The sequence below is a fragment of the Prochlorococcus marinus subsp. pastoris str. CCMP1986 genome (assembly GCF_000011465.1).
GTDB classification, from domain to species: Bacteria; Cyanobacteriota; Cyanobacteriia; order PCC-6307; family Cyanobiaceae; genus Prochlorococcus_A; species Prochlorococcus_A pastoris.
Genome location: NC_005072.1, coordinates 1,202,686 through 1,226,531, shown reverse-complemented (window position 1 = coordinate 1,226,531; position 23,846 = coordinate 1,202,686). Strand labels below are relative to the sequence as shown.

Genomic DNA, 23,846 nt, shown 5'->3' with positions numbered 1-23,846 from the left:
ACGTGCAATTTTATGATTTTGATGGCAAATTTGAATAGATCATAGTTATTCAATCAAATGAATGTCTGACAAAATTGATTTTCAGTCGCTTTCATTTGGAATGCGGCGCATTGGGTGGATACGCTTTTGGCTTCAATCCATTTTAGGTGTTGTAGTAACAGCTGTTTTGCTTTTTTCAAATGTTGTAAATAAAAGCGAAGGACAACTGAGTTTGACTCCGGGTCTATCTCTAACAACAATTTCTTTGATTTTACTACTTTTTAGTTTGTGGCAAGGTTGGTTAATAGTCAGAACTGGCAGAGCAATTGCAAGTAATGCTAGACCCTCTAGAGGGCAAACAAGCAAATTAATAAAAAGAGGCTTAATAAATGATTTGTTAGGAATTTTGTTTGGCTTAATTGGATATCAAGCACTTATGGGTGCACTTTTTATACAGGCTTCCTCTCAAACAACTGGTCAACTTATTACGGCGTCATCTGATATTCCTATTACTGGTCTTGAGATTTTATCAGTACTAAGTAATACACAAGTTATCGCCGCTCATTTCTTTGGACTTTGCTTCTCTTTATGGTTGCTAAGAAGCATTTATAAATGAAGTATTGATTTTTGGTAACACATCTATACTTCCTCTCCAAAACAAGTCTGGTTCTACTGGTGTAAGAGAAATTTTATTTTCTTGTATTTGAGAGACATCACTAGGCCAATTCTTGGGGCCATCACCTTTTGATTTAAGATCTAAAACAGCCTCACCTGCTAACCAATAATAATCATCGCCTCTTGGATCTTCCCTTTTAGAAAATTGGTTTTTATATTTTCGGATTGATAATCTTGTCCAGGATAATTCCTTTATTTTATTTCTTTCACAAGGAGGTATGTTCAAGTTCAAAAGAAGAGACTTTGGCCAACTATCCTTTATTGCTTGTTCAGCAATATTCATTGCAATTTCACCTGCAAATTCAAAATTTTTCCATTTAAAACTCGCAACACTTATTGCCATTGATGGAACATTTTCTAAAGTACCTTCCATAGCTGCAGCTACTGTTCCAGAACAAAAAATGTCTGTTCCTAAATTTGGACCATGATTTATTCCAGAAAGAACTAAGTCAGGTTTTTTATCTAATAATTCTGATAGTGCGAGTTTAACGCAATCAGCAGGGGTCCCTGAACAACCCCAAGCTTTAATACCTTTATCAAATAATTCATCTGCTCTTTCAACTCTCAAAGGTGACTGCAAAGTGAGGCCATGACCAGTCGCCGATCTTTCTTGGTCCGGACATACTACTGTTACTTTATGCCCTTTTTTTAATGCGGATTTGGCTAGAGCTCTTATTCCCTCAGCGAAAACCCCATCGTCATTACTTATTAAAATATTTAATGATTCCATTAATCAATACATTTTATTATGGACAATATTTAAGTAAGATAAAACTATATCTATTTTTACTATATCAGTGAGTCAAATTGAATCATTAAGCCAAATTGAGGGCAAATTAAATAATCTCTCCCTCCTCGCGAATGAAAATATAAAAAATGCGAAAAGTGATTCTGAATTGGACCAATTAAGAGTCTCTTTGTTAGGAAAAAAAGGAGAATTATCAATAATATTGAAGACTATGGGCAAATTATCTTCTGTTGATAGACCAATTATTGGACAGAAGGCAAACTTGATAAAGATAAACTTGCAAGATTTAATTACTGAAAGAAAAAATCAACTTATTAGTGAAGCCATAGATAAACAGATCGAAGATGAAAAAATTGATGTTACGATTCCTTCCACAGGAACCCTTCCTGGGAATAAGCACCCCTTAATTTCAACTCAAGATGAGATCATAGATATTTTTTGCGGATTAGGATACTCAGTAGAGAATGGCCCAGAGATAGAGAGTGATTTTTATAATTTTGAGTCACTTAACATACCTAAAAATCATCCAGCTCGAGATATGCAGGATACTTTTTATCTAGATGAAAATCGTCTACTAAGAACTCATACATCACCTGTTCAGATTAGATATCTTGAAAATAATCCACCTCCAGTAAGAATTATTGCTCCAGGAAGAGTTTACAGAAGAGATGCTGTAGACGCTACTCACTCTCCTGTTTTTAATCAAGTGGAGGTTTTATGTATCGATCAAGATATAAACTTTAGTCATTTAAGAGGAACTGTGCTGACTTTTTTAAAAACTTTTTTTGGAGATATTCCTGTAAGATTTAGAGCTAGTTATTTCCCTTTTACTGAACCTTCTGCAGAAGTTGATGTTCAATGGAAAGGTAAATGGTTAGAAGTAATGGGTTGTGGAATGGTAGATCCAAAGGTTCTAGAAAAATTAGGAATTGATTCTGAGAAATGGACTGGATTTGCTGCTGGATTAGGTGTAGAGAGATTCTGTATGGTGAGACATCAGATTGATGATATAAGAAGGTTCTATACTAATGATCTTAGATTCTTAAAGCAGTTTTAATATGATTAGTATTTTAAATTAGGTTTCTTTATCAAATTAGTTTAAAATACTATTAGTTTTAAATTTATCGATTGGTACGTAAAGCTGGACTAATCGTCAATGATGGTAAAGAACTGGCTGTTCAAACTGCAATTTCCGTTCAAAAAAAATTGGAAAAATCCAATTATGAAGTTGTAAGAGTAAGTAGTTCTGGAGGTATGGTTGGCTTTGCCAATCCTGATCAACACGTGCGTCCATTAGGATATTCGAATTGTGTGCCAGAAGGGTTCGATTCCTCTATGGAGTTTGCGATTGTTCTTGGTGGAGATGGAACAGTACTTTCTGCTGCGCGACAAACAGCTCCTGCAAAAATTCCAATCCTTACAATAAACACTGGGCATTTAGGTTTTCTTGCGGAAGCATATCTTTCAAATCTAGAGGAAGCAATTGATAAACTTATTATCGGTAAATGGGATATAGAAGAAAGAAAAAGTTTAATTATTAGCGTAATGAGAAATGAGCAAAGAAGATGGGAATCTCTTTGTTTGAATGAAATGGCCCTTCATAGAGAACCTCTGACGAGTATGTGTCATTTTGAAATTTCCATAGGAAGACATGCTCCAGTCGATATATCTGCAGATGGGGTCATCCTTTCTACTCCAACTGGCTCAACAGCTTATTCTTTAAGCGCCGGGGGCCCTGTTATTACACCCGATTGCCCAGTAGTGCAATTAACACCAATCGCTCCACATTCATTAGCTTCTAGGGCTTTGGTTTTTAATGATTCGGAACCAGTTACTGTTTTCCCTGCTACTCCTGAAAGGTTAGTTATGGTGGTTGATGGAAATGCAGGTTGTTATGTTTGGCCTGAAGATAGGGTTCTAATTAGAAAAAGTAAACATTCGGTTAAGTTCATAAGGCTTGAGGATCATGAGTTCTTTCAGGTATTAAGAAATAAATTAGGTTGGGGTTTGCCTCATGTTGGTAAACCTAATAAGTAATCTAAAGTTAAGAAAGTTTTCTTCCTCTAAGCAAAAATACAGGATTATTTGGATCCATTCTTATTCCTTCTGAAATACTTAAGCTTTTATAAGTCTGGATAAGATTTAAATTCACTTCGAAATTATTTCCTTTTAAGGTATCTCTTAGATCTTTAATGGTTTGGATATCTATTAAAGGAATAGCAACAATATCTCCACAGTTCATATGTATAGACAATTCATTAATAATTCGAAGCTTAGTCTTTTTATCACAGCCACCAATAATTATTCTCTTAGCCTCTCTCAAAGAATTAATATTATTGGAATTAAATAAATTATTTACATCTTCTTCAAAAATATCTTTAGGGGAAACTCCTAATCTTCTTGCATTTTCTGAGATTAACTCTTTTGAGCCAATTCTTTTATCAATACAAAATAATTTTAAATTAGGCCTTAATTTTAATGCTTCTAAACCAATGGAGCCGCAACCTGCTCCAATATCCCAAATTGTGCCATTTTCTGGTAACTCTAAATCAGCCAAAATTTGAATTCTAACTTCCCTTTTTGTTAATAAATTTGGTCTGTCTTCAAAAGTTTTAAAAGTATCATCTTTTAATCCAAATAAAGGGATATCAGTTTCTACATGATCTTTTTCTTTTCTCAGAAGAACAGCAATATTCAAATTAGAAATGTCAGATGGTAATTTTTCTTTGAGGTTAAATTTTCTGATCTTTTCATTTTTAAAACCTATTTCCTCACAAATCCAAAATTCGTAAAGATTCTCTAGATTTAACTCTAATAAATTATTTTGAATTATTTCTAATCCGTTGTTTTTTGAATCTGTAATGATCGCTAGACTTAAGGGCTTTGTTTTTAGTACCTCAATCAATTTAGTTGAATCTCTTCCGTGAATACTTACATAAATAGCTTCTTGCCAAGATATTTTTAGTTTGCTAAATGCTAATTGAAAACATGTATTTGATGGATAGAAACTTAATTCTTCTTTTGAAAAGTTTTCGATAAGTATTCTCCCAATACCAAACCAAAGAGGATCGCCCCTAGAAAATAAAATTACGTCGCTTTTTTGAGATTTAAGCCAATTAATCAGTTTATTGTCACTTCTGCTAGCGAAGAATAACTTTTCATTTTTTGCATTATTTTTGGCCCATAATTTAATATTTGCAAAGTATGAATCTGGAACGGCAATATTTTCTGTTTCTATAAATAATTTTTGTAATTTGAAAGGTAGCTCGTTAAATTCAAAAGAATTAATTCCTATCACATGAACTTTTCTTATTATCTGAGTCATAATTTTATTAAGAGGAATATTATAAATTATTTGTATGTTTTATTAATTTATCCTAATATCTATAGATTAATAATAATAAATTACTTGTCAGACAGGAGAAAGCGATTACACGAAATATTATTAACTCTAATTAACAAAGAAAGTAATTTTGAGTTAATAGAGGAAGACTCTGGTGATTTAACAACGAATTTTTCTGATAAAGATACTGTGAATCTATCTCGAGTTATAGAAAAAAATCGTAAAATCATAAAAAGGTACCAAGCTCTTGTTAGAACAGCAGTTACTCTAGACGCCCTCATGGATTCTGAAAATGATGAAAATTTTAAAATTAAATAAGAATATTCTTTTCAAGGTTTTAATACCTTTTTCTATACTAATTTCTATAGTTTTTAATCCACTTAAGGTTTTTGCAGAAATAGCAGAAACAGAAATTAATGGAGAATTAATGAATGCTAGCAGTGAGTTTTTAAGAGATCTAGATTTTGAAACATGGCAACTAGTTGCATATAAGTCGCCATTTTTTGAAGATAAATTGATCCTAAGAGTAATTGGATATCCTGGCAATCTTAGGATTGATCATCCAACAAAGTTACAAGTGGATTCTGGAAGAAAACAGTGGTTATTAAATGACAAAACATTATTAAATGCTGAATTAGCTAACGATGGAAGACAAGCTGCTGCGGAATTTGATTTGAATGAACTAGTAAATAACATTGATAAAAATAGGCCACTCAGATTATCTTTATCAGGTGTTTTTTCAGAGTTGCCAGTTCCTCCTTTCGTCGTTAAAGAATGGAGATCATTAGATTAATAATTTTTTTTAGATGATAGAAAGCCATATTATTGACATCAAGTGGATGAAAAGAGCCATATATTTGGCTTCTTTAGGTAAAGGAAGAACAAGTCCTAATCCAATGGTTGGAGCAGTAATCTTGGATAAAAATGGAAATCTTATCTCAGAAGGATTTCATTCAAAATCAGGAATGCCTCATGCAGAGGCAATGGCTTTCAATAATTTAAAAAAAGATGCAAGAGATGGGACAATATACGTTAACCTCGAACCTTGTTGTCATCAAGGTAAAACCCCTCCATGTGTAGATAAAATAATTTCTTTTGGAATAAAGAGAGTATTTGTCTCTATTGAAGATCCCGACAAAAGAATGTCGGGAAAAGGTATTAAATTACTCAAAGATGCTGGGATTAAAGTTCACCTTGGATTATGTAAAAAAGAATCTAAAGAACTAAATAAGTCTTTTATTCATAAGAATATTACCGATAACGCTTATGGGGTTATGAAATGGGCAATGAGTATGGATGGAAGAGTTGGTCTTAAAAATGGTAAAAGTAAATGGATTACAAATAAAGATTCAAGATCATTAGTTCACTCTTTAAGAGCTTCCTTTGACGCAATAGTTATTGGGGGTAACACATTAAGAAAAGACGATCCTTTTTTAACTTCTCGAGGTATAAGAAATCCTGAGCCTTTAAGAGTAGTATTCACAAAAACTTTAAACCTGCCAGTAAAATCCAATTTGTGGGATTGTAAATTAGCCAGGACACTTGTTGTATATGACGCTTCTACTGCAGATGAGAAATTTCTTAAGAGAATCCCAGAGGGTGTAGAGATTGAAAAATTATCCTCTGATAATCCTATATTACTTTCAAATTTATTAGCAAAAAAAGGTTGTAATAATGTTTTCTGGGAATGTGGACCTAAGTTGGCAACTTCAGCTATGAAAGCAGGTTGTATTCAAGAACTAATGACTTTTATTGCACCAAAGATATTAGGAGGAGTAAGTAGCATGAATCCTTTCTCGGATTTTGAATTTACAGATATGGATGAAGTTTTTAACCTAAATGAACCTGAAACTAGTTTTATCGGTAATGATATTTATGTGAAGAGTATTACTTAAAAAATTTGGAAGTGGTTTTTGATTAAAATACCGTTCGGTTCTTACCCAAAAAAAATCATACAGGTACGGAACTCGTTCTTTTAGTTTATAATAAACCCACAATTGATATTAATCATGCCAATAAGACAAGACGATAATCAGCCTAATAGAAGATTTGGAATAGTAAATATCATTTTAATTGGACTCGGAGCATTACTTTTATTCAGCAGCTTGTTCCCTAACCAAAATATGCAAATACCAAGAGTCCCTTACTCTTTATTTATAGATCAAGTAAATGATGGTGAAGTTAAGAGAGCTTATATTACACAAGAACAAATTAGATACGAACTGAATGGAGCAGAAGAGGGAGCCCCTTCAGTATTAGCAACGACTCCAATTTTTGATATGGATCTGCCTCAAAGGTTGGAAAGTAAAGGTGTTGAATTCGCGGCAGCTCCCCCTAAAAAACCAAATTTCTTTTCAACAATTCTTAGCTGGGTAGTTCCACCATTAATTTTTATCTTGGTACTGCAATTTTTTGCAAGAAGGAGTATGGGTGGAGGAGGTGCTCAAGGTGCATTGAGTTTTACGAAAAGTAAGGCTAAAGTTTATGTTCCAGATGATGAATCAAAAGTTACTTTCGAAGATGTTGCTGGTGTTGATGAGGCGAAGGATGAATTAACAGAAATAGTTGACTTTTTGAAGAAACCAGAAAGATACACTGATATTGGTGCAAGAATCCCAAAAGGTGTGTTATTGGTCGGACCACCAGGAACCGGAAAGACTCTTCTCTCTAAGGCAGTTGCAGGAGAAGCAGAAGTTCCTTTCTTCATTATTTCTGGTTCTGAATTTGTTGAACTTTTTGTAGGAGCTGGTGCCGCAAGAGTAAGAGATTTGTTTGAACAAGCAAAGAAGAAAGCTCCCTGTATTATCTTTATTGATGAATTAGATGCTATTGGTAAGAGTCGTTCAGGATCAATGGGTGTAGTGGGAGGAAATGATGAAAGAGAGCAAACACTAAACCAATTGCTTACTGAAATGGATGGTTTTGCTTCAGCTGATAAACCTGTAATAGTTTTAGCTGCGACTAACCAGCCGGAAGTTCTTGATGCAGCATTATTAAGACCAGGTAGATTTGATAGGCAAGTTTTAGTAGATAGACCAGACTTATCCGGTAGAAAAACAATTTTAGAAATTTATACCAAAAAAGTAAAATTAGCAGAAACTATTGATTTAGATTCAATCGCTCAAGCTACAAGTGGTTTTGCTGGGGCAGACCTGGCAAATATGGTTAATGAGGCGGCTTTGTTAGCTGCAAGAGCAAAAAGAAAAAGTGTAGAACAACAAGATTTGAGTGAAGCAATTGAGAGAGTCGTCGCAGGTCTAGAGAAAAAAAGTAGAGTTCTTCAGGATGATGAGAAAAAAGTTGTTGCTTATCATGAAGTAGGTCATGCAATTGTTGGACATCTTATGCCGGGAGGATCAAAAGTAGCAAAAATTTCCATTGTTCCTAGAGGTATGAGCGCATTGGGATATACACTTCAACTTCCCACAGAAGAAAGGTTTCTTAATTCAAAAGACGAATTGAAAGGTCAGATAGCGACACTTCTAGGTGGACGCTCGGCAGAAGAGGTTGTTTTTGGCAAAATAACTACGGGTGCTTCTAATGATCTTCAAAGGGCAACTGATATAGCAGAACAAATGGTAGGAACCTTTGGAATGAGTGATATTCTTGGCCCTCTTGCTTACGATAAACAAGGAGGTGGTCAATTCTTAGGGAATGGTAATAACCCTAGGAGATCAGTTAGTGATGCGACAGCACAAGCAATTGATAAAGAGGTAAGAGATTTGGTTGATGATGCGCACGAGACAGCATTGAATATTTTAAGAAATAATTTACCATTACTTGAATCTATCTCTCAGAAAATTCTTCAAGAAGAAGTCATTGAAGGGGAAGATTTAAAGAATCTACTTGCAGAAACTAAAATGCCTGCATAGTCGAAATTAGATTTTATTAGAAATATTTATGATTAAACCAAACAGGCTTGCTAATAAAAACTTTTTATCAAGCTTGGATATTACAACAGATGAAGTTTTTCATATTTTAGATCTTTCTAAAAAATTTAAAAATAAAAAATTAAATATTAATCTACATAATAAAGTCTTAGGTTTGATTTTTGATAAATCATCGACTCGTACAAGGGTTAGTTTCCAAGTTGCGATGTCTAGGCTTGGGGGAACCACTATTGACCTCAACCCAACAACATCACAGATAGAGAGGGGAGAACCAATTAAAGATACTGCAAGAGTTCTAAGCAGATATTGTGATGTAATTGCGATTAGAACTTTTAATCATGCAGATTTGGAAGAATATGCAAGGTGGTCTACGAAGCCAGTTATTAATGCTCTTACAGATTTAGAACATCCATGTCAGGCTTTAGCTGATTTTTTAACAATTTATGAGGAATTTCTTGATTTTAAAGATGTGGTTTTGACATTTATAGGTGATGGAAATAATGTCGCAAATTCTCTTATTTTGTGCGGGGCATTATTAGGAGTAGAAGTTAGAATTGCCTGTCCTAAGGGATATGAACCCAACTCTATGGTGATCAATAAAGCGTATGAAATATATAAAAATAGGAATTTATTGAAAATCACTAATGATCCCGATACTGCTGTTCTTGGTGCAAATGTTCTTTATACAGATGTTTGGTCATCAATGGGGGAGGAAAATCAAAAGGCTGAGAAAGATAAAGTCTTTAATGGATTCACTATTGATAATGATTTAGTAAGTAAGGCTGATAAAGAAGCAATTATTCTTCATTGCCTCCCTGCCTATAGATCTAAAGAGATAACTGATGAAGTATTTGAAAGTAAAAAAAATAGAATTTTTGATCAAGCAGAAAATAGAATGCATGTTCAACAAGCACTCTTATCCTGCCTTCTTTATTAAGGTCACTTGCAATTTTAAATATTAAGAGGTACAAATGTATTAGAGTACATTTGTTCCAATGCCCCCTTCTATTGATAATGATCTTACCGCTGCTCAAAATGAGCTTTTTAACTGGATAAAAAATTATATGCGAGATTTTCAACATAGTCCCTCTATTAGACAAATGATGAAAGCTATGGGTTTGAAATCTCCAGCCCCTGTTCAAAGTCGCTTAAGGCATTTGCAAGATAAGGGATATATATCCTGGCAAGAAGGAAAAGCTAGAACTATGCAAATAGTTGATGAGATCTTTGAGGGAGTCCCAATTATGGGTTCAGTGGCAGCTGGTGGCTTAATTGAAACATTTTCCGACCTCCAAGAAAATTTAGATGTCTCAGAAATTTTTAGAAAAAAAGATGTTTTTGCACTTACAGTAAATGGCGATTCAATGATCGATGCATGTATTGCTGATGGGGATATGGTTTTGATGGAACCAATTAAGGATTCATTTTCCTTAAGAAACGGAACCATTGTAAGTGCATTGGTTCCTGGTTTAGGGACAACTTTAAAATATTTCTTTAAAAGAAATGGGAAGATATATTTAGAAGCAGCAAATCCTGCCTATGATCCTATTGAATTAAACTTAAATGAAGTTACTTTTCAAGGCAAGTTATTAGCTGTATGGAGATCAGTTAGAAATTGAATTTTATATTAGAGGATGAATCTCCTAACCCAATCTTCCAATAATTAATATTATGCTGTTTAATATCTTTGGAATTTGTTATCCCCCTTGTATCAAATAACCATTTAGGTGATCTCATTAATCTAGAGATATCAGACCAATCTAAAGATTTAAATTCTTCCCATTCAGTCGCTATTACTATTGCATCAGCATCTATAGCGATGTCTTTTATTGATTTGCAAAGAGTCCAAGAGCCCTCTCCATTATCGTTAAATTGATTTTGTTCAAGATCTTTTTCGATTTGGAATTTATTTACTTTAGGATCATAAATCCTTAAATCTGCGCCTTCTTCAATTAGGTCTTTACATATTTGAATAGCAGGAGATTCTCTAGTGTCGTTAGTATTTGCTTTAAAAGAAAATCCCATAATTCCAATTTTTTTACTTGTAAGGTTATTAAATAACTTTTTAACAATTATCTTACGTATTCTATGTTGTTGCCAAACATTTAAATCTACTACCTTTTGCCAATATGAAGCAACTTCATTTAGGCCATAATATTTAGATAAGTAAACAAGATTCAGAATGTCTTTTTTGAAACAACTTCCTCCATATCCAGGTCCTGCATTTAGGAATTTTTCTCCAATCCTTGTGTCCATACCAATTGCTCTAGAAACTTCATTAATATCAGCACCTGTAGTTTCACATATTGCAGATATCGAATTAATAGAACTTATTCTTTGTGCTAAGAATGCATTAGCTACTAATTTAGATAATTCTGAACTCCACAAATTTGTTTTTAAAATTTTATTTTTATCAACCCAATTTACATAAATTTCTTCTAAAGCAGTAATTGCTTCAGGATTCTCTCCTCCTATTAAAACTCTATCTGGATTTTCTAAGTCATTAATAGCAGTACCTTCGGCAAGAAATTCAGGATTTGATAGTACACTAAATTTTTGATTGTTGAACGATTTATCATTAGATTCAAGAATACTCTTTATTGTTTCGGCTGTTCTTACTGGTAAAGTGCTTTTTTCGACGATTATGGTCTCTCCTTTGGCATATTTCGCAATTTCTCTTGTAGAAGATTCAATATATTTTAAATCACTTGCTTGACCTTTACCAAGACCACTTTTTTTTATTGGAGTATTTACCGAAAGGAATATCATATCTGCTGATTCGATATGCTTTTTAATATCTATACTAAAAAATAGATTTTTATTTCTACATCTCTTAATTATTTCAGCTAAACCAGGTTCATATATAGGAAGTCGGTCAAAATCTTTTTCATTCCATTTTTTGATCCTTTCTTCGTTAATATCAACTACATTTACTTTTAAAGAAGGACAATTATCGGCAATTACTGCCATCGTTGGTCCTCCAACATACCCCGCGCCAATGCAACAGATGTTCTTAACTTCGCTATCTTTCATTTTTAAAGCGTTCAACAAAATAATGGATGGTTTTGTCTAGACCATTATTCAAAGATATTTTAGGCTGCCATTTCAATTCTTGAATAGCAACTTCAATACAAGGTTTTCTTTGGATAGGGTCATCTTCTGGCAGTTTAAGATATTGTAAGTTTAGCTTCTTATTTAAATTCAGAGAAATTTTCTGTGCGAGATTTTTAATGGTTATTTCTTCAGGGTTACCTAAATTTATAGGATGAGAATAATTAGAATTCATAGCTCTAGAAAGTCCTGCAATCATGTCATCTACATAACAAAAAGATCTTGTTTGCAAACCATTACCATAAATAGTCAAAGGTTTATTATTGAGTCCTTGATAAATAAAATTACTTACTACTCTACCATCATTCTTCATCATTCTTGGGCCATATGTATTGAAAATCCTTACCAGTCTAAGATCAATGTTGTGAATCCTTTTAAATTCAAAAGATAAAGTTTCTGCTACTCTTTTACCCTCTACGTAACAACTTCTTTTACTTATTGGATTTACTGATCCATTATAGGTTTCTTTCTGAGGAGAAATTTTTGGATTACCATATATTTCACTTGTGCTGGCTATTAGAATTCTTGCATTAATTTTTTTTGAAAGTTTCAAAATGTTATCAGTTCCCAAAAAAATTGTGTTTAAAGTCTCTATAGGTTTGTTTAGATAATTTAGAGGAGATGCTGGACAAGCTAGATGCCATATCCTATCTGCTTCACAGAAAAAAGGATAAATAATATTTTGATTTATTAGCTTAAATCGATTATTCCCAATCCAAAGTGCGATATTATCTTTTGAACCAGTGGAAAAGTTGTCTAGGCAAATGACATCTTCTCCCTTATTCATTAAATAATCAACTAAATGGGAACCTAAAAAACCTGCTCCACCAGTAATAAGATTACGCAAAATATTTTCCTATAAAATAATATTTAAAAATTAAGTTTTATATTTAATAAATTTTATAAAACTATTTACTAGATTAAACATATTTCTATTTATCAAATTGACATTAATTCATTATTAAGAGTATCAATTATATAATCAACTTCTTCGTTAGAAAGTGTTGGATATATTGGAAGACTTATCATTGAGTTTGCGTATTGTTCACATCTTGGTATATCACCAATTTTATAATTTAAATTTTTGGAACATTCCTGTAAGTGTAAAGGAATGGGGTAATGAATTTTTGTCTCGATCCCTTTTTGATAAAGATTACTCATTATAGAGTTTCTTCTTATTTCTGGAACGAGAATAACATAATTATGAAAAACGTCCTTATATTCTTTTCTTAATTCTGGTTTTTTTGCAATTGGAGAGATCCCATTATCGTATCTTTTTGCGATCTCGATATATCTATTGTTTAAATTATCTATCTCTGCCAATTTTGTTAAAGCATAAGCTGCTTGTAACTCATCAAGCCTAGAGTTATATCCCCAGATTTTCGCTTCGTCTCTATTTTTTAACCCATGATTTCTCAGCAGGTTGCAATTATCAGCTATTTCTGGATCATTTGTTGAAATTAATCCTCCGTCCCCATAGATAGCGAAATTTTTGAGAGGATGCAAACTAAAAGCCGCTGCATCACTTATAGCTCCGGTTTTATATTCGTTATTTTTACCAGCCCCAAATGACTGGGCGGCATCTTCAATTATCTTAATACTTTTGGCAGAACAAAAATCTAAAATTTGCTCAGTAGGGAAAACTTTGCCAGTTAAGTGTACTGGAATTACTGCTCTTGTATTATTGTTGACTTTCTTTTTGAAATCATCAATATCTAGAAGAAAGTTTTTATCAACATCACAAAAAACTGGTTTTGCTCCTGATGCAATAATTGACCATGCAGTTGCAATAAAAGAATTGGCAGGGCAAATAATTTCATCACTAGAGCTTAAGTTTAGAGACCTCAATATAAAAGTAAGTGCATCTGATCCATTACCAACAGAAACAACATATTTTACATTTAGATAAATTGCGACTTTCTTTTCTAATTCTTTGACATTTGGTCCATTTATATAGATTCCGGATTTTAGAACTTTTTCAGTTTTTTGAAGAAGTAATGGAAGAAAATAATCTGCTTCTCTAGATAAATTAACGAAAGGAATATTCATATTATTATCTTTAAATACTGGAGTAATACTTATGGATGATAGTAGACATTTTTTCAATCTGCTCGAAACTTATGAATTCGTGAACTGGCAAAGAGATTGTTTGATTTGCTGCAATTTCTGCTATAGGGAAATCCCCAATTTTATAACCAAAGGTTTTAGCAGCAGGCTGTAAATGCATAGGTACTGGATAATGAATTTTTGCATCTATACCATTTTCTCTTAAATATTGATAAAGCCCATCCCTATTTTCTACTTTAAATACATATAGATGGAAAACTTCTTTTAATTCTGAAAATCTTTTAGGGTGATTTACCTGTGGTATATCTTTTAGCATTTGATCTAGAAGATGAGCATTCGTGATTCTTGTATGTGTTATATTTTGAAGTTTATTTTTTATTAAATAACGAGCAATGACAGCCTGAATAGAATCGAGGCGAGAGTTGTAAGCAAACTCTACACATGTATTTCTATTTATAAGACCATGGTTTCTAATTAGTTTTAATTTATTAGCAAGATCTTCATTTGAGGTGGTTATTATTCCTCCATCTCCCCATACATTGAGATTTTTAAGAGGATGAAAACTGAAACATCCCAAGTCCCCTAAAGAACCGCATCTCTTAGATTTATATTCACCTTGAATGGCATGACAAGCATCTTCAATAACATATAAGTTATTATCAAAAGCAATTTTATTTATTTTTTCCATTTCACAAGATCTGCCTGCCCAGTGAACAGGAATAATTGCTTTCGTTTTTGAATTAATTTTGGAAACTATCTCTTCTGTATTTATATTAAAGTCGTCTTTAATATCGCAGAAAACAGGTCTTGCTCCAGCTGTAACTATCGCACCAATAGTGGCATAAAAAGTGTAAGTTGTTGTAATTACTTCATCACCAGGCCCGATACCTAATGCTTTAAGACTTAAAAAAATAGCATCAGTTCCACTTCCTACACCTATAGCATATTTTGTCGAAGCTTCTTTAGCTATGAGTTCTTCTACGTCGTTAACAGATTGACCTAAAGTGAAATCTCCGTCTCTAACAACTTTCTCAATTTCATTAAAAATTTCTTTATAGTCTGAAAATTGTTCCTTTAAATAGTTGTGGTTAATATTAAATTCTGAATCTGTTTGATATTGTTGAGGATAAAAATTCTTCATTAATTTTTTTTTACTTTAAATTAATATAGTAACTTAATTCTATTGTGTTTAATATATTGCTTTGTAGATGATCTGTTTTTATTAATTAAGCTTTTAAATAGAAAGAAATTAGAAAGATAAGATTATTTTTATCAATTGAAATTTTTTTTAAATTTAACTTGCCTTCTTAAAGTGCAATAATATATAAATTATTAAAACTATATATGAAATATCTTATTCTTGGATCAGGTTCTTTTGCAGGACAACTCATTTTCTCAGAATATTTAGAACGAAATTATGATGTTTATGGTTTTAATAGAAGTAGAGTTAAGGATCATTATCAGTGGCCATGGATAAAAAAATATAAAAATGATCTGGGGAATAGATGGTTTGAATATAACCTAACTAATGATGTTGAGGAAATGATAAGTCATATTAATAGATTAAAACCAAACTTCATTATTGATTTTATGGGACAAGGGATGGTTGCTCCAAGTTGGTTAAAACCTGAAGTTTGGTACACAACAAATATTGCAATCAAGTCAAGATTGATGAATGCATTAATAGATTCTTCCTTTTTACAAAAATATATAAGAATAGGAACTCCTGAAGTTTTCGGAAGTAATGAAAATTTTCTTAAAGAAGATGAATGTTTTAACCCCTCAACTCCATATGCAGTTTCGCATGCTGCAATAGATTTTAATTTGAGATGTCTTTACAAGCAATATAACTTTCCATATTTAATTGGTAGGTTTGCAAATTTTTATGGAGTTGGTCAACAACTTTATAGAATTATTCCAAGACTATTTTTGTCTTGTAGAAGTGAAAGGAATTTTATTTTGGATGGCAAAGGAGAATCTAGAAGATCTTTTATATTTTCAAAGGATATTGTTAGCGCCATTGACAGTATGATCAAATTTGATGGAATTGGACAAGAATTTAATTTTAGTTCTAATGAAGAGATATCTATAATGTCATTAGTAAATAAGATTTGTAATTTAACTAATGTCGATAAATCTAGAATTTTAAAGTTTGGTCCAGAAAGGCCTGGGAAAGATAGATATTACAGACTTGATATAAAAAAATCTAAAAATGTTTTAAATTGGGAACCTGAAGTATCTCTTGATGAGGGACTCAATATTATTAATATATGGATATCTGAAAATATAGAGAATTTGTCAAATAAATCATGGACATATGAATATAAGGATTGAAAATTTGTCTAAAATTTATGTTTATTTATTTGAAACTTTACCATCCTTTATAAATTAAAATTTTTGTTAAAAATAAATATATTTTTTTTCTAAACCTCTAACTATATAGTCTATCTTTCGCATTTAAGACCAGTCTTTGAGATCATTATTTTCTAAATATTAATCTAAGGCTTTTCTAGCTTTATAAAATTGTCTAAATTTCTTGACAGTTAATGAATAATGAAATTTCACCTTTTGATTTAAATATTGCAAAAAAGGTTTTTAATATCTGCCAAACTCTTTTTAGTAGTTTTGGGAGAAAATGATGATTTAGTTATAGATATGAATTTTTTTAACATTTGCCCAGCAGTTAAATCGGGAGTATCTTACATTAGTGTGATTTTAATTTTTATATGAAGCCTATTTATTCAGTTTGTGTATGTAATTATAATATGGCTGAAACATTAGAAGTATCTTTAAAAAGTGTTCTTGATCAATTGGATGAAAGATATGAAGTTATCGTTATTGATGATGGCTCAAAAGATTCTTCCGTAGAAATACTCAAAAATCTTTCAAAAGTATATGAAAACTTAAGATACATACCTCTTGCAAGAGACTATAGGAGAAGATTGGGTGATACTAGGAACTTATCAATTGAGGCAGCAAGAGGAAAATATGTCATTCTACATATAGATGCGGATGATAAATGGGGGCCTTATATAGATTCATTTATAAGAGTATTTCATGAATTGAGTAAAAGATTAGAGTTTGAAAATTTTATTCTTAGTGGCTACCAAATACATATGGCTCCAAGAGATTTACTTTTAAAAAATAGATATCCAAATGTTTACTATACTGAAGATAGACTTTTGTGTAACAAACTTGCGGCTAAAGGAGCTTTTCTTTCCATCAAACATAAATTGTTTAGAACAAGAATTCCAATAAAGACTAGAAAAAAGAAACTGTTCAAAGTTATTAAATCTCAGTTTAGTTCAATGTTAGTTAGCTTCTCTTATCATCCATACCCCGTAAAATCTTTTTTCGAATATCTGGCAAGGATTTTAAGAAAATCTGATTGGTCTTTTATTGTATCTTCCATTAATCTTATATTGATATTTCCTGCATTTATTTATGGAGTTCTACTTAATAGAGCAGAAAGGATTGATACCGTAGATAGAAATTATAGAGAACTTTGTCCAATCGATATAAATCAAGTTGAAAATAAATATATTGAGAAATATGGTAAATTTAATTTATCTAAAGAAGAGAGAATAATTTACTACTTGGAATAATCTATTAATTGTTAAATATTTATCAGGATGGATTTTTTAACTGATTTAAGAAATTGTTTTACTTCAAGGATTTTGAATAGTCTTTAAGGCTGATATCAAGAAATTGTTTTACTTCAAGGATTTTGAATAGTCTTTAAGGCTGATATCAAGAAATTAAGATCTTGATTGTCAACATCAAAATTAATATCCAATAAAAACTACACTTCTCTCGCCAGATAAATATCTAAAAAAACTCTAGTTAAATATCTTCTTTTACTTTGTCTTCCTTCCACAGACCACCCATGCCCAACCTGACTTTTTAAGTAGGTGCGGAATTGCTTTAGTTCAGCCCCAGAAAGCATGCTACAACTTGTAAATCTCTAGGTGCATTTTAAGATGCAGAATCCATTAATCAAACGCTATAAAGTACTATAGGAATTAAGGCAGTTACGAACGAGATCTTTAGATTGATTGATATAACTGTTGTTTCAAGATGTGGGGCCATAGCTCAGCTGGTAGAGCACCTGCATGGCATGCAGGGGGTCAGCGGTTCGAGTCCGCTTGGCTCCATAAGAATGTTTAATTAATCAAATCAATAATGAGTATCAAATTAACTTCAAGAAAAGCAAAAATTATCGAATTCATTTTTTTGATTTTTCTTATTGTTACTATATTTATAAGTTTTTTTAAACCAATACAAGCTGGCAATGGAGAAATAGGTATTAAAGCTGTACCCTTAGAAATTGGGGATCGTGGTTTTTATATTTTAGATTCTGATCCATTTGCCGTTGATACTGATTTTACATTTAGTGGTTATGAACCCTTCAAAGGTGGTCCATTATATCCAAATATACTAAAAGGGATAAGTTTTATATCCATAAAATTATTTAAACAAAGCTCTACATCAATGTTATGGAATTTAATAACCATTTCTATTTCCTCAATATTGACATTTTTAACTATTCGATTTACGTATGCATCTGGGCGGTTGCTTTTTGATGAAAGAACTGGAATAATTTCAATGATTTTTTTTACTTTTTCTCCATATTCGTATTTTTATGCTTTATCTGGAGGCATAACTATTTATATTATGTTTGGTACGAGTATTTGCACTTATTTAATTTTAAAAATTTTCAATTGCAAATCTGAAAATTATTTGAATAATAATAAAACTTTAGAAAAAATATTTCTCTTTCTAGTCTTGATTTATATGTCACTTCTAAGACCAAGTTCAATAATTTTTTGTATTATTGTTTCTTTAATAATGGCCTGTTTAGAAATCTTAAATATTTTAAAATATAAAAAGGATAAGAAATTATCTTCATTTTTTATATTTATTTTTATTATTTCCTTAGTGGTTAGTTTTAATCAACTTTGGGAAACAAGAAATTATTCAATTGCAGCTTTAAATGCATTTTCAATTGAAAAAGGAACATTCATGGGATTTGATCGTGAATTAATGCGAAATAAAATTCAAATTTTGCTTCAAAGTTCTGAAATATTAAAAAATCTAGAAGGATTTTTATATCAAGTTTTATGGAAGATGAACGATTTTTTAACTGGAATAATTGATATAAGAGATACTCATAATTCAGAAACAACTCCTCTATTATCCTTTTTAATGAGGGTTTCGGTGGGGACAACTTTGTTAGCTCCTATTACTTATATATCTATTCTAGGAATTTTTATTTTCAGAAGAAAAATAATTAATACTGGATTATGGATTTGCCTATTAGCAAGTATAATCTCTATTTCTCCAAGCTTAATTGGAGTAGCAATGAGTCGATATTATTATATGTTTATAACGCCTTATATTTTGATATCATCAATGACAATTTCAAAAATTTTAAATACAAAAATGATTGAGGATTTTTACTACAATGAAAAATAATAAGGTTAAAGTAGGTTGTGTTGTCCCTTGTTATAAAGGTGGTAAAAAAACAATAAACGTTATCAAATCAGCTCTAAAGTATACTGATTTATTGGTTTTAGTCGATGATAGATGCCCATATAATACCGGTGAAAGGGTTGCCAGATTATTTGCAAATTCGAAAAAAGTTAAAGTTTTATATAATCAAAAAAATTTAGGAGTGGGTGGAGCAACTATAAGGGGCATGAAGTATTTACTAAAAAATGATTCTGCAATTATTGTTAAAGTTGATGCCGATGGTCAAATTGATCCTCAATTAATTCCTAAATTAATTGAGCCTTTAATTAGAAGTGAATTTGATGGGGCAAAGGGTAATCGTTTTTCCAGTCTAGATCATGTACTGACTATGCCCTTTTTGAGGCTTATTGGTAACTTGTTTCTAAGCTTTCTAAACAAACTTTCAAGTGGTTATTGGGAACTTTTTGATCCTACAAATGGATTTATCGCATTTACAGAAACTGGTTTACTCAAAGTTAGATTAGATAAAGTAGATAATAGATATTTTTTTGAATCTGATCTCTTGTTTCAATGCAGCTTACAAAATATATGTTTTACTCAACTTCCAATGAAAAGTAATTATTCAGATGAAGAAAGTTCTCTTAAACCTCTTGTGGAAATATTCAGATTTAGTAAAAATCATTTGAGAAATTTTTTAAAAAGAATAATTTATCAATATTTTTTACTTGATTTTAATATAGGTTCTCTTGAACTACTTAGTAGTTCAATTCTTTCTTTGGTTTTAGCTATCTTAATAATCAAAACCTATTTGAATGGTACTTTTAATAACCAATTAGCTACTCCTGGCGAGGCAAATCTTATAACTTTACTTGCTATTATTATTTCTCAGCTTGTTATTGGATTCCTTTATTATGATTCAACTCAACAGCCTCTAATAAGAAGATTGAAATCTAGAAGAAATTATTAAAAATTAAATTTTACTATAAAAAATAAACTTAATTTTTAATTAAATAATATTTTCAACATACATTAAATCTCCTAATCTTTGATAGATTTTATAATTATTAATTTTTTTATTCTTTAATTTTGTATCAAGAATAAAATTCAGAAAATATTTTTTATTACTATAAAAATTGATATGATAATTCATCCCCCATTTTAACTCCTTTTCAATTGGACATATAATAATAAGGATTTTCGAACATACTCTTCTTAGTTCAAGAACAACCTCATCGGGATAATTTAAATGTTCAATAACATGAGTACAAACAACAAATTCAAATGAATTTTCCAGAAATCCTTTAAGTGTATTTAATATATCCCCCTCAATTAATTTGAATTTGTTGTTTGTTGAGATGGGGGTATCGTAATCAATTCCTACCAACTTTGCAGAGGGTTTTAAAATTCTAAAATTATCTAACAAATAACAAGATCCGCATCCAGCATCTAATAAAGAATTAGGCAAATATTTTTTGAAGTATCTTTTGATAATTCTTAAATGCAATGAATTTATATCAGTATCTTTTGAAATCCTTTTCAGTGAAAAACTTTCATTGGCAGAATAATACTCTGAAAGATCTTTAATTATTCCAGATTTATATTTTTTTCTAAATGTAAATAATGATGCAGGAACTTTAAAAATAAACATTGAAATTCTAAAAAGTATTTCGCTATTTCTTATGAATTCAGGCAACGAATCTATAAAGATTCTTAATAAGCATATAAAATCTCTTTTCAAAATCAAGACTTAATACTTCTTTTAATAATAGCTGGATTTCCTGCTATTAAGCAATTTTTTTTGAATTTACCTGAGACAACAGCACCAGCAGCGACATAACATCCTTCCTCAAGATGTGTTCCTGGTAATATAATTGCTTTTGCTCCAATAAACACATTTTTACCAATAAATACTGATTTTATAATTTCTTTAATGCCAACTACTTTGTTATTTTTAGGCACAAAAGAATGAGCTGTAATTAAAGACCCTGTAGCAAAAACAACTCCTTTATCTATTCTGATTTTATCTGGATATCTATTATCTAAAATAACATTGCTTGAAAAATGTACCTTTAAAAAATTTTCAAACCTGACTCCGCGAAATTTGTGAATAAAATTTGGCAAGTATGGGAGGAATGAAAAGGTTGTTGCAATATTACCTAAAATCCCAACAATTGATTGTTTAAAAGTAATCATTTACATTCAAATCTAATAATTGTTTTGTATTTATATACTTATAGTACAAAAATTAAAATATAAGATATTGATTTTAATTGTTATGGAAGATTATTTAATAATAAAAATTTCGCTTCAGAGATATTATTAATTCATAAACGAGAATGTTTCCATATGGATAAAACAGGAAATTAGTAAATCTTTTTTATAGCCATTTTTGTAAAGAAATTTTATTATATTCTTTAGTATAAATTCTTAACAAAATTGGGATTCTTTCTGAAACTATACTCAAGATGGATATTTAGTAAAGTACTCGGGTTCTACACTTGATTTAAAGAAAAAGCTGGCGATATATTTATAATTGAAATGAGTTTTATACTCTCTTAAAAACCTATAACGGATTTCGCAATTTACTTTTAGTAATGATCTCTAATGGATGTTATAGTAATGGGACTCGCCAGTTTTTTTTCTTCATGGCATGAAGAGGAAGGAGTTCAAATCTCCTAAGTTTCACTTAAAGTTTTATTGTTAATTAATGGATCATTACATTCTTGGAATATCTTGTTTTTATCATGACAGTGCAGCATCTTTACTTAAGAATGGCGAAATTGTAGTTGCTGTACAAGAAGAAAGATTTACTAGAAAAAAGCATGACTCAAGCTTCCCGAAATTATCAATCCTATATTGTTTGAAATCACAAAAAATTAGTCTTGCTGATATACAAGAAGTTGTTTATTACGAAAAACCTCTCCTGACTTTTGAAAGACTAATGGAAACCTATCTTGGTGTAGCTCCAAGAGGTATTAGATCTTTTATTACAGCAATGCAAGTTTGGTTAAAAGAAAAACTATTTTTGAAGAATCAAATAAAACTCAATCTTAAACTAATTCAAAAAGAACTTTCTAAAGACTTATTTCAGTTACCAAATCTTCATTTCTCAGAACACCACCTTTCTCATGCTGCTGCTGCATTTTATCCAAGTCCATTCAATGAATCAGCAGTCTTATGTATGGATGGTGTTGGCGAGTGGGCGACAACTTCAACATGGACCGGTAAAAATAATTCTTTAAAACCTATTTGGGAAATTAGTTTCCCTCACTCTCTCGGACTTTTGTACTCTGCATTTACTTACTATTGTGGTTTCAAGGTAAATTCAGGAGAGTACAAATTAATGGGCCTTGCTCCATATGGAAAGCCTAAATATGCTGACAAAATTAAGGAGAATTTAATTGATATCAAAAAAGATGGTACTTTCAATCTCGACATAAGTTACTTCAAATATCATAGGGGTTTTCGCATGACTGGACGAAAATTCCACAAGCTTTTTGGAATTAAACCTCGTAAAGCTGAGACGGAATTATCACAATTCCATATGGATATAGCAGCCTCAATTCAATCTGTAACTGAGGAAATTGTTCTAAAAATAGCGCGTTCTCTTCGTAAAGAGTCAGGTATGAAAAATTTATGCCTTTCTGGCGGTGTTGCACTTAATTGTGTAGCGAATGGATTGCTTCTAAGAGAAAATATATTTGAAAATATCTGGATTCAGCCTGCAAGCGGAGATGCAGGATCTTCACTAGGCGCGGCACTAGTAAGTTGGTACCAATATCATAAAAAAGATCGAAATATAAACAAATGCGACTCAATGAAAGGAGCATACCTTGGTCCAGAATACAGTAATGACCAAATCGTTCAATATCTCAATCAAATAAATGCTACTTTTTATACTTATAACGATAATGAATTATTCGACAAATTAGCCTGCGAAATAGAAAAAGGAAATGTAGTTGGTTGGTTTAATGGGCCGATGGAGTTTGGACCTCGATCGCTTGGAGCAAGATCAATTCTTGGTGATCCACGAAATAAAGAAATGCAAAGCGTAATGAATCTCAAAATTAAATATAGAGAAAGTTTTAGACCCTTTGCTCCATCTGTTCTTGAAGAAGATGTCAGAACCCAATTTGAAATATCTACTAAAAGTCCTTATATGCTATTTGTCGCTCCAGTTAAAGAAGAACTTCGAAAGAAGATGTCAAAAGAAGAAAATAAGCTTTTTGGTATTGAAAAACTTAATGTACCTAAGTCTTCATTGCCAGCAATCACTCACGTTGATTACTCGGCACGTATCCAGACAGTTAGCTATAAAACAAATCCTAGATATCACAATCTGATAAGTACCTTCAAAAGAAAAACTGGTTGCCCAACGCTTGTTAATACCTCATTCAACGTAAGAGGAGAACCTATCGTTTGTACTCCCCAAGATGCTTACAGATGTTTTATGAGAACTGAGATGGATATTTTGGTTCTTGAGAATCAAATTCTCTTCAAAAGCGAACAACCAAAGATTGAAACGGATGAAACCTGGATGCAAGAATTTGAACTCGATTAA

The 23,846-nt window shown here is 31.4% G+C and carries 22 protein-coding genes and 1 tRNA gene; 15 read left to right on the top strand and 8 right to left on the bottom strand.

Features of this window, described 5'->3' with window-relative positions; translation table 11 throughout:
* Positions 1-61 precede the first annotated feature (61 nt).
* Positions 62-595 carry a DUF3611 family protein gene (locus TX50_RS06835; RefSeq protein WP_011132906.1) on the top strand — a complete coding sequence of 178 codons (534 nt, stop codon included), beginning with the start codon at positions 62-64 and terminating at the stop codon, positions 593-595.
* Here the strand turns inward: TX50_RS06835 and surE are convergent.
* On the bottom strand, positions 575-1,384 hold the full coding sequence (gene surE, locus TX50_RS06830; protein WP_011132905.1) for a 5'/3'-nucleotidase SurE: 810 nt from the start codon (positions 1,382-1,384) through the stop codon (positions 575-577). The genes TX50_RS06835 and surE overlap by 21 nt on opposite strands.
* A gap of 67 nt (positions 1,385-1,451) precedes the next feature.
* Here surE and pheS point away from each other — a divergent pair, with 67 nt between their 5' ends.
* Both pheS and TX50_RS06820 read left to right on the top strand, forming a co-directional pair.
* Positions 1,452-2,459 carry a phenylalanine--tRNA ligase subunit alpha gene (pheS, locus tag TX50_RS06825; protein WP_011132904.1) on the top strand — a complete coding sequence of 336 codons (1,008 nt, stop codon included), beginning with the start codon at positions 1,452-1,454 and terminating at the stop codon, positions 2,457-2,459.
* 71 nt (positions 2,460-2,530) lie between these two features.
* Positions 2,531-3,439 (top strand): NAD(+) kinase, encoded by a 909-nt coding sequence (locus TX50_RS06820; protein WP_011132903.1) that lies wholly within the window; start codon positions 2,531-2,533, stop codon positions 3,437-3,439.
* A 7-nt stretch (positions 3,440-3,446) separates the two neighbouring features.
* Here TX50_RS06820 and TX50_RS06815 read toward each other — a convergent pair whose 3' ends face one another.
* On the bottom strand, positions 3,447-4,727 hold the full coding sequence (locus TX50_RS06815) for a bifunctional cobalt-precorrin-7 (C(5))-methyltransferase/cobalt-precorrin-6B (C(15))-methyltransferase (protein WP_011132902.1): 1,281 nt from the start codon (positions 4,725-4,727) through the stop codon (positions 3,447-3,449).
* 84 nt (positions 4,728-4,811) lie between these two features.
* Here TX50_RS06815 and TX50_RS06810 point away from each other — a divergent pair, with 84 nt between their 5' ends.
* The 6 genes from TX50_RS06810 to lexA all read left to right on the top strand — a co-directional run bounded on the left by TX50_RS06810 (position 4,812) and on the right by lexA (position 10,254).
* Complete coding sequence (locus TX50_RS06810) at positions 4,812-5,063, top strand: hypothetical protein (RefSeq protein WP_036930597.1); 252 nt, start codon at positions 4,812-4,814, stop codon at positions 5,061-5,063.
* The gene (locus TX50_RS06805) at positions 5,038-5,538 is read left to right on the top strand and encodes a DUF3122 domain-containing protein (protein ID WP_011132900.1); all 501 of its coding nucleotides are present in this window, start codon (positions 5,038-5,040) and stop codon (positions 5,536-5,538) included. Before TX50_RS06810 ends, TX50_RS06805 begins: the two co-directional genes overlap by 26 nt.
* A 13-nt stretch (positions 5,539-5,551) precedes the next feature.
* The gene (gene ribD, locus TX50_RS06800; RefSeq protein WP_011132899.1) at positions 5,552-6,640 is read left to right on the top strand and encodes a bifunctional diaminohydroxyphosphoribosylaminopyrimidine deaminase/5-amino-6-(5-phosphoribosylamino)uracil reductase RibD; all 1,089 of its coding nucleotides are present in this window, start codon (positions 5,552-5,554) and stop codon (positions 6,638-6,640) included.
* A gap of 114 nt (positions 6,641-6,754) precedes the next feature.
* The gene (gene ftsH / locus TX50_RS06795; protein WP_011132898.1) at positions 6,755-8,617 is read left to right on the top strand and encodes an ATP-dependent zinc metalloprotease FtsH; all 1,863 of its coding nucleotides are present in this window, start codon (positions 6,755-6,757) and stop codon (positions 8,615-8,617) included.
* Between the two features lie 28 nt (positions 8,618-8,645).
* Positions 8,646-9,572 carry an ornithine carbamoyltransferase gene (gene argF, locus TX50_RS06790; protein WP_011132897.1) on the top strand — a complete coding sequence of 309 codons (927 nt, stop codon included), beginning with the start codon at positions 8,646-8,648 and terminating at the stop codon, positions 9,570-9,572.
* 58 nt (positions 9,573-9,630) lie between these two features.
* Positions 9,631-10,254, top strand: a complete 624-nt coding sequence (lexA, locus tag TX50_RS06785; RefSeq protein ID WP_011132896.1) for a transcriptional repressor LexA — start codon at positions 9,631-9,633, stop codon at positions 10,252-10,254.
* Here lexA and TX50_RS06780 read toward each other — a convergent pair.
* From TX50_RS06780 to TX50_RS06765, 4 genes are all read right to left on the bottom strand, one after another.
* Positions 10,244-11,668 (bottom strand): nucleotide sugar dehydrogenase, encoded by a 1,425-nt coding sequence (locus tag TX50_RS06780; protein WP_011132895.1) that lies wholly within the window; start codon positions 11,666-11,668, stop codon positions 10,244-10,246. The genes lexA and TX50_RS06780 overlap by 11 nt on opposite strands.
* Positions 11,658-12,593 carry a UDP-glucuronic acid decarboxylase family protein gene (locus TX50_RS06775; RefSeq protein ID WP_011132894.1) on the bottom strand — a complete coding sequence of 312 codons (936 nt, stop codon included), beginning with the start codon at positions 12,591-12,593 and terminating at the stop codon, positions 11,658-11,660. Before TX50_RS06775 ends, TX50_RS06780 begins: the two co-directional genes overlap by 11 nt.
* Positions 12,594-12,685: 92 nt before the next feature.
* Entirely contained in the window at positions 12,686-13,852 is a 1,167-nt protein-coding gene (locus TX50_RS06770; RefSeq protein ID WP_011132893.1) for a DegT/DnrJ/EryC1/StrS family aminotransferase, read from the bottom strand.
* A complete protein-coding gene (locus tag TX50_RS06765; protein ID WP_011132892.1) occupies positions 13,806-14,954 on the bottom strand; it encodes a DegT/DnrJ/EryC1/StrS family aminotransferase in 1,149 nt (382 codons plus the stop codon). Before TX50_RS06765 ends, TX50_RS06770 begins: the two co-directional genes overlap by 47 nt.
* Before the next feature lie 203 nt (positions 14,955-15,157).
* Here TX50_RS06765 and TX50_RS06760 point away from each other — a divergent pair, with 203 nt between their 5' ends.
* The 5 genes from TX50_RS06760 to TX50_RS06740 all read left to right on the top strand — a co-directional run bounded on the left by TX50_RS06760 (position 15,158) and on the right by TX50_RS06740 (position 20,252).
* On the top strand, positions 15,158-16,147 hold the full coding sequence (locus tag TX50_RS06760; RefSeq protein WP_011132891.1) for an SDR family oxidoreductase: 990 nt from the start codon (positions 15,158-15,160) through the stop codon (positions 16,145-16,147).
* 392 nt (positions 16,148-16,539) lie between these two features.
* The gene (locus TX50_RS06755) at positions 16,540-17,418 is read left to right on the top strand and encodes a glycosyltransferase family 2 protein (RefSeq protein WP_011132890.1); all 879 of its coding nucleotides are present in this window, start codon (positions 16,540-16,542) and stop codon (positions 17,416-17,418) included.
* 476 nt (positions 17,419-17,894) lie between these two features.
* Positions 17,895-17,967: transfer RNA gene (locus tag TX50_RS06750), tRNA-Ala, on the top strand.
* 28 nt (positions 17,968-17,995) lie between these two features.
* On the top strand, positions 17,996-19,288 hold the full coding sequence (locus tag TX50_RS06745; RefSeq protein ID WP_011132889.1) for a hypothetical protein: 1,293 nt from the start codon (positions 17,996-17,998) through the stop codon (positions 19,286-19,288).
* Positions 19,278-20,252, top strand: coding sequence for a glycosyltransferase family 2 protein (locus tag TX50_RS06740; protein ID WP_011132888.1), 975 nt, complete (start codon positions 19,278-19,280; stop codon positions 20,250-20,252). Before TX50_RS06745 ends, TX50_RS06740 begins: the two co-directional genes overlap by 11 nt.
* A 39-nt stretch (positions 20,253-20,291) precedes the next feature.
* Here TX50_RS06740 and TX50_RS06735 read toward each other — a convergent pair whose 3' ends face one another.
* Both TX50_RS06735 and TX50_RS09210 read right to left on the bottom strand, forming a co-directional pair.
* On the bottom strand, positions 20,292-21,023 hold the full coding sequence (locus tag TX50_RS06735; protein ID WP_152556142.1) for a class I SAM-dependent methyltransferase: 732 nt from the start codon (positions 21,021-21,023) through the stop codon (positions 20,292-20,294).
* 2 nt (positions 21,024-21,025) lie between these two features.
* Positions 21,026-21,478 (bottom strand): acyltransferase, encoded by a 453-nt coding sequence (locus TX50_RS09210; RefSeq protein ID WP_011132886.1) that lies wholly within the window; start codon positions 21,476-21,478, stop codon positions 21,026-21,028.
* 514 nt (positions 21,479-21,992) lie between these two features.
* Between TX50_RS09210 and TX50_RS06725 the strand changes: the two genes are divergently transcribed.
* The gene (locus TX50_RS06725) at positions 21,993-23,846 is read left to right on the top strand and encodes a carbamoyltransferase family protein (RefSeq protein ID WP_011132885.1); all 1,854 of its coding nucleotides are present in this window, start codon (positions 21,993-21,995) and stop codon (positions 23,844-23,846) included.

Coding starts and splice junctions, on each gene's coding strand:
- TX50_RS06765 (WP_011132892.1), bottom strand. CDS start 14,954: ATGAAGAATTTTTATCCTCAACAATATCAAACAGATTCAGAATTTAAT.
- TX50_RS06780 (WP_011132895.1), bottom strand. CDS start 11,668: ATGAAAGATAGCGAAGTTAAGAACATCTGTTGCATTGGCGCGGGGTAT.
- TX50_RS06745 (WP_011132889.1), top strand. CDS start 17,996: ATGAGTATCAAATTAACTTCAAGAAAAGCAAAAATTATCGAATTCATT.
- TX50_RS06755 (WP_011132890.1), top strand. CDS start 16,540: ATGAAGCCTATTTATTCAGTTTGTGTATGTAATTATAATATGGCTGAA.
- argF (WP_011132897.1), top strand. CDS start 8,646: ATGATTAAACCAAACAGGCTTGCTAATAAAAACTTTTTATCAAGCTTG.
- surE (WP_011132905.1), bottom strand. CDS start 1,384: ATGGAATCATTAAATATTTTAATAAGTAATGACGATGGGGTTTTCGCT.
- lexA (WP_011132896.1), top strand. CDS start 9,631: ATGCCCCCTTCTATTGATAATGATCTTACCGCTGCTCAAAATGAGCTT.
- TX50_RS06815 (WP_011132902.1), bottom strand. CDS start 4,727: ATGACTCAGATAATAAGAAAAGTTCATGTGATAGGAATTAATTCTTTT.
- TX50_RS09210 (WP_011132886.1), bottom strand. CDS start 21,478: ATGATTACTTTTAAACAATCAATTGTTGGGATTTTAGGTAATATTGCA.
- TX50_RS06740 (WP_011132888.1), top strand. CDS start 19,278: ATGAAAAATAATAAGGTTAAAGTAGGTTGTGTTGTCCCTTGTTATAAA.
- TX50_RS06805 (WP_011132900.1), top strand. CDS start 5,038: ATGATGAAAATTTTAAAATTAAATAAGAATATTCTTTTCAAGGTTTTA.
- ftsH (WP_011132898.1), top strand. CDS start 6,755: ATGCCAATAAGACAAGACGATAATCAGCCTAATAGAAGATTTGGAATA.
- ribD (WP_011132899.1), top strand. CDS start 5,552: ATGATAGAAAGCCATATTATTGACATCAAGTGGATGAAAAGAGCCATA.
- TX50_RS06760 (WP_011132891.1), top strand. CDS start 15,158: ATGAAATATCTTATTCTTGGATCAGGTTCTTTTGCAGGACAACTCATT.
- TX50_RS06725 (WP_011132885.1), top strand. CDS start 21,993: ATGGATCATTACATTCTTGGAATATCTTGTTTTTATCATGACAGTGCA.
- TX50_RS06835 (WP_011132906.1), top strand. CDS start 62: ATGTCTGACAAAATTGATTTTCAGTCGCTTTCATTTGGAATGCGGCGC.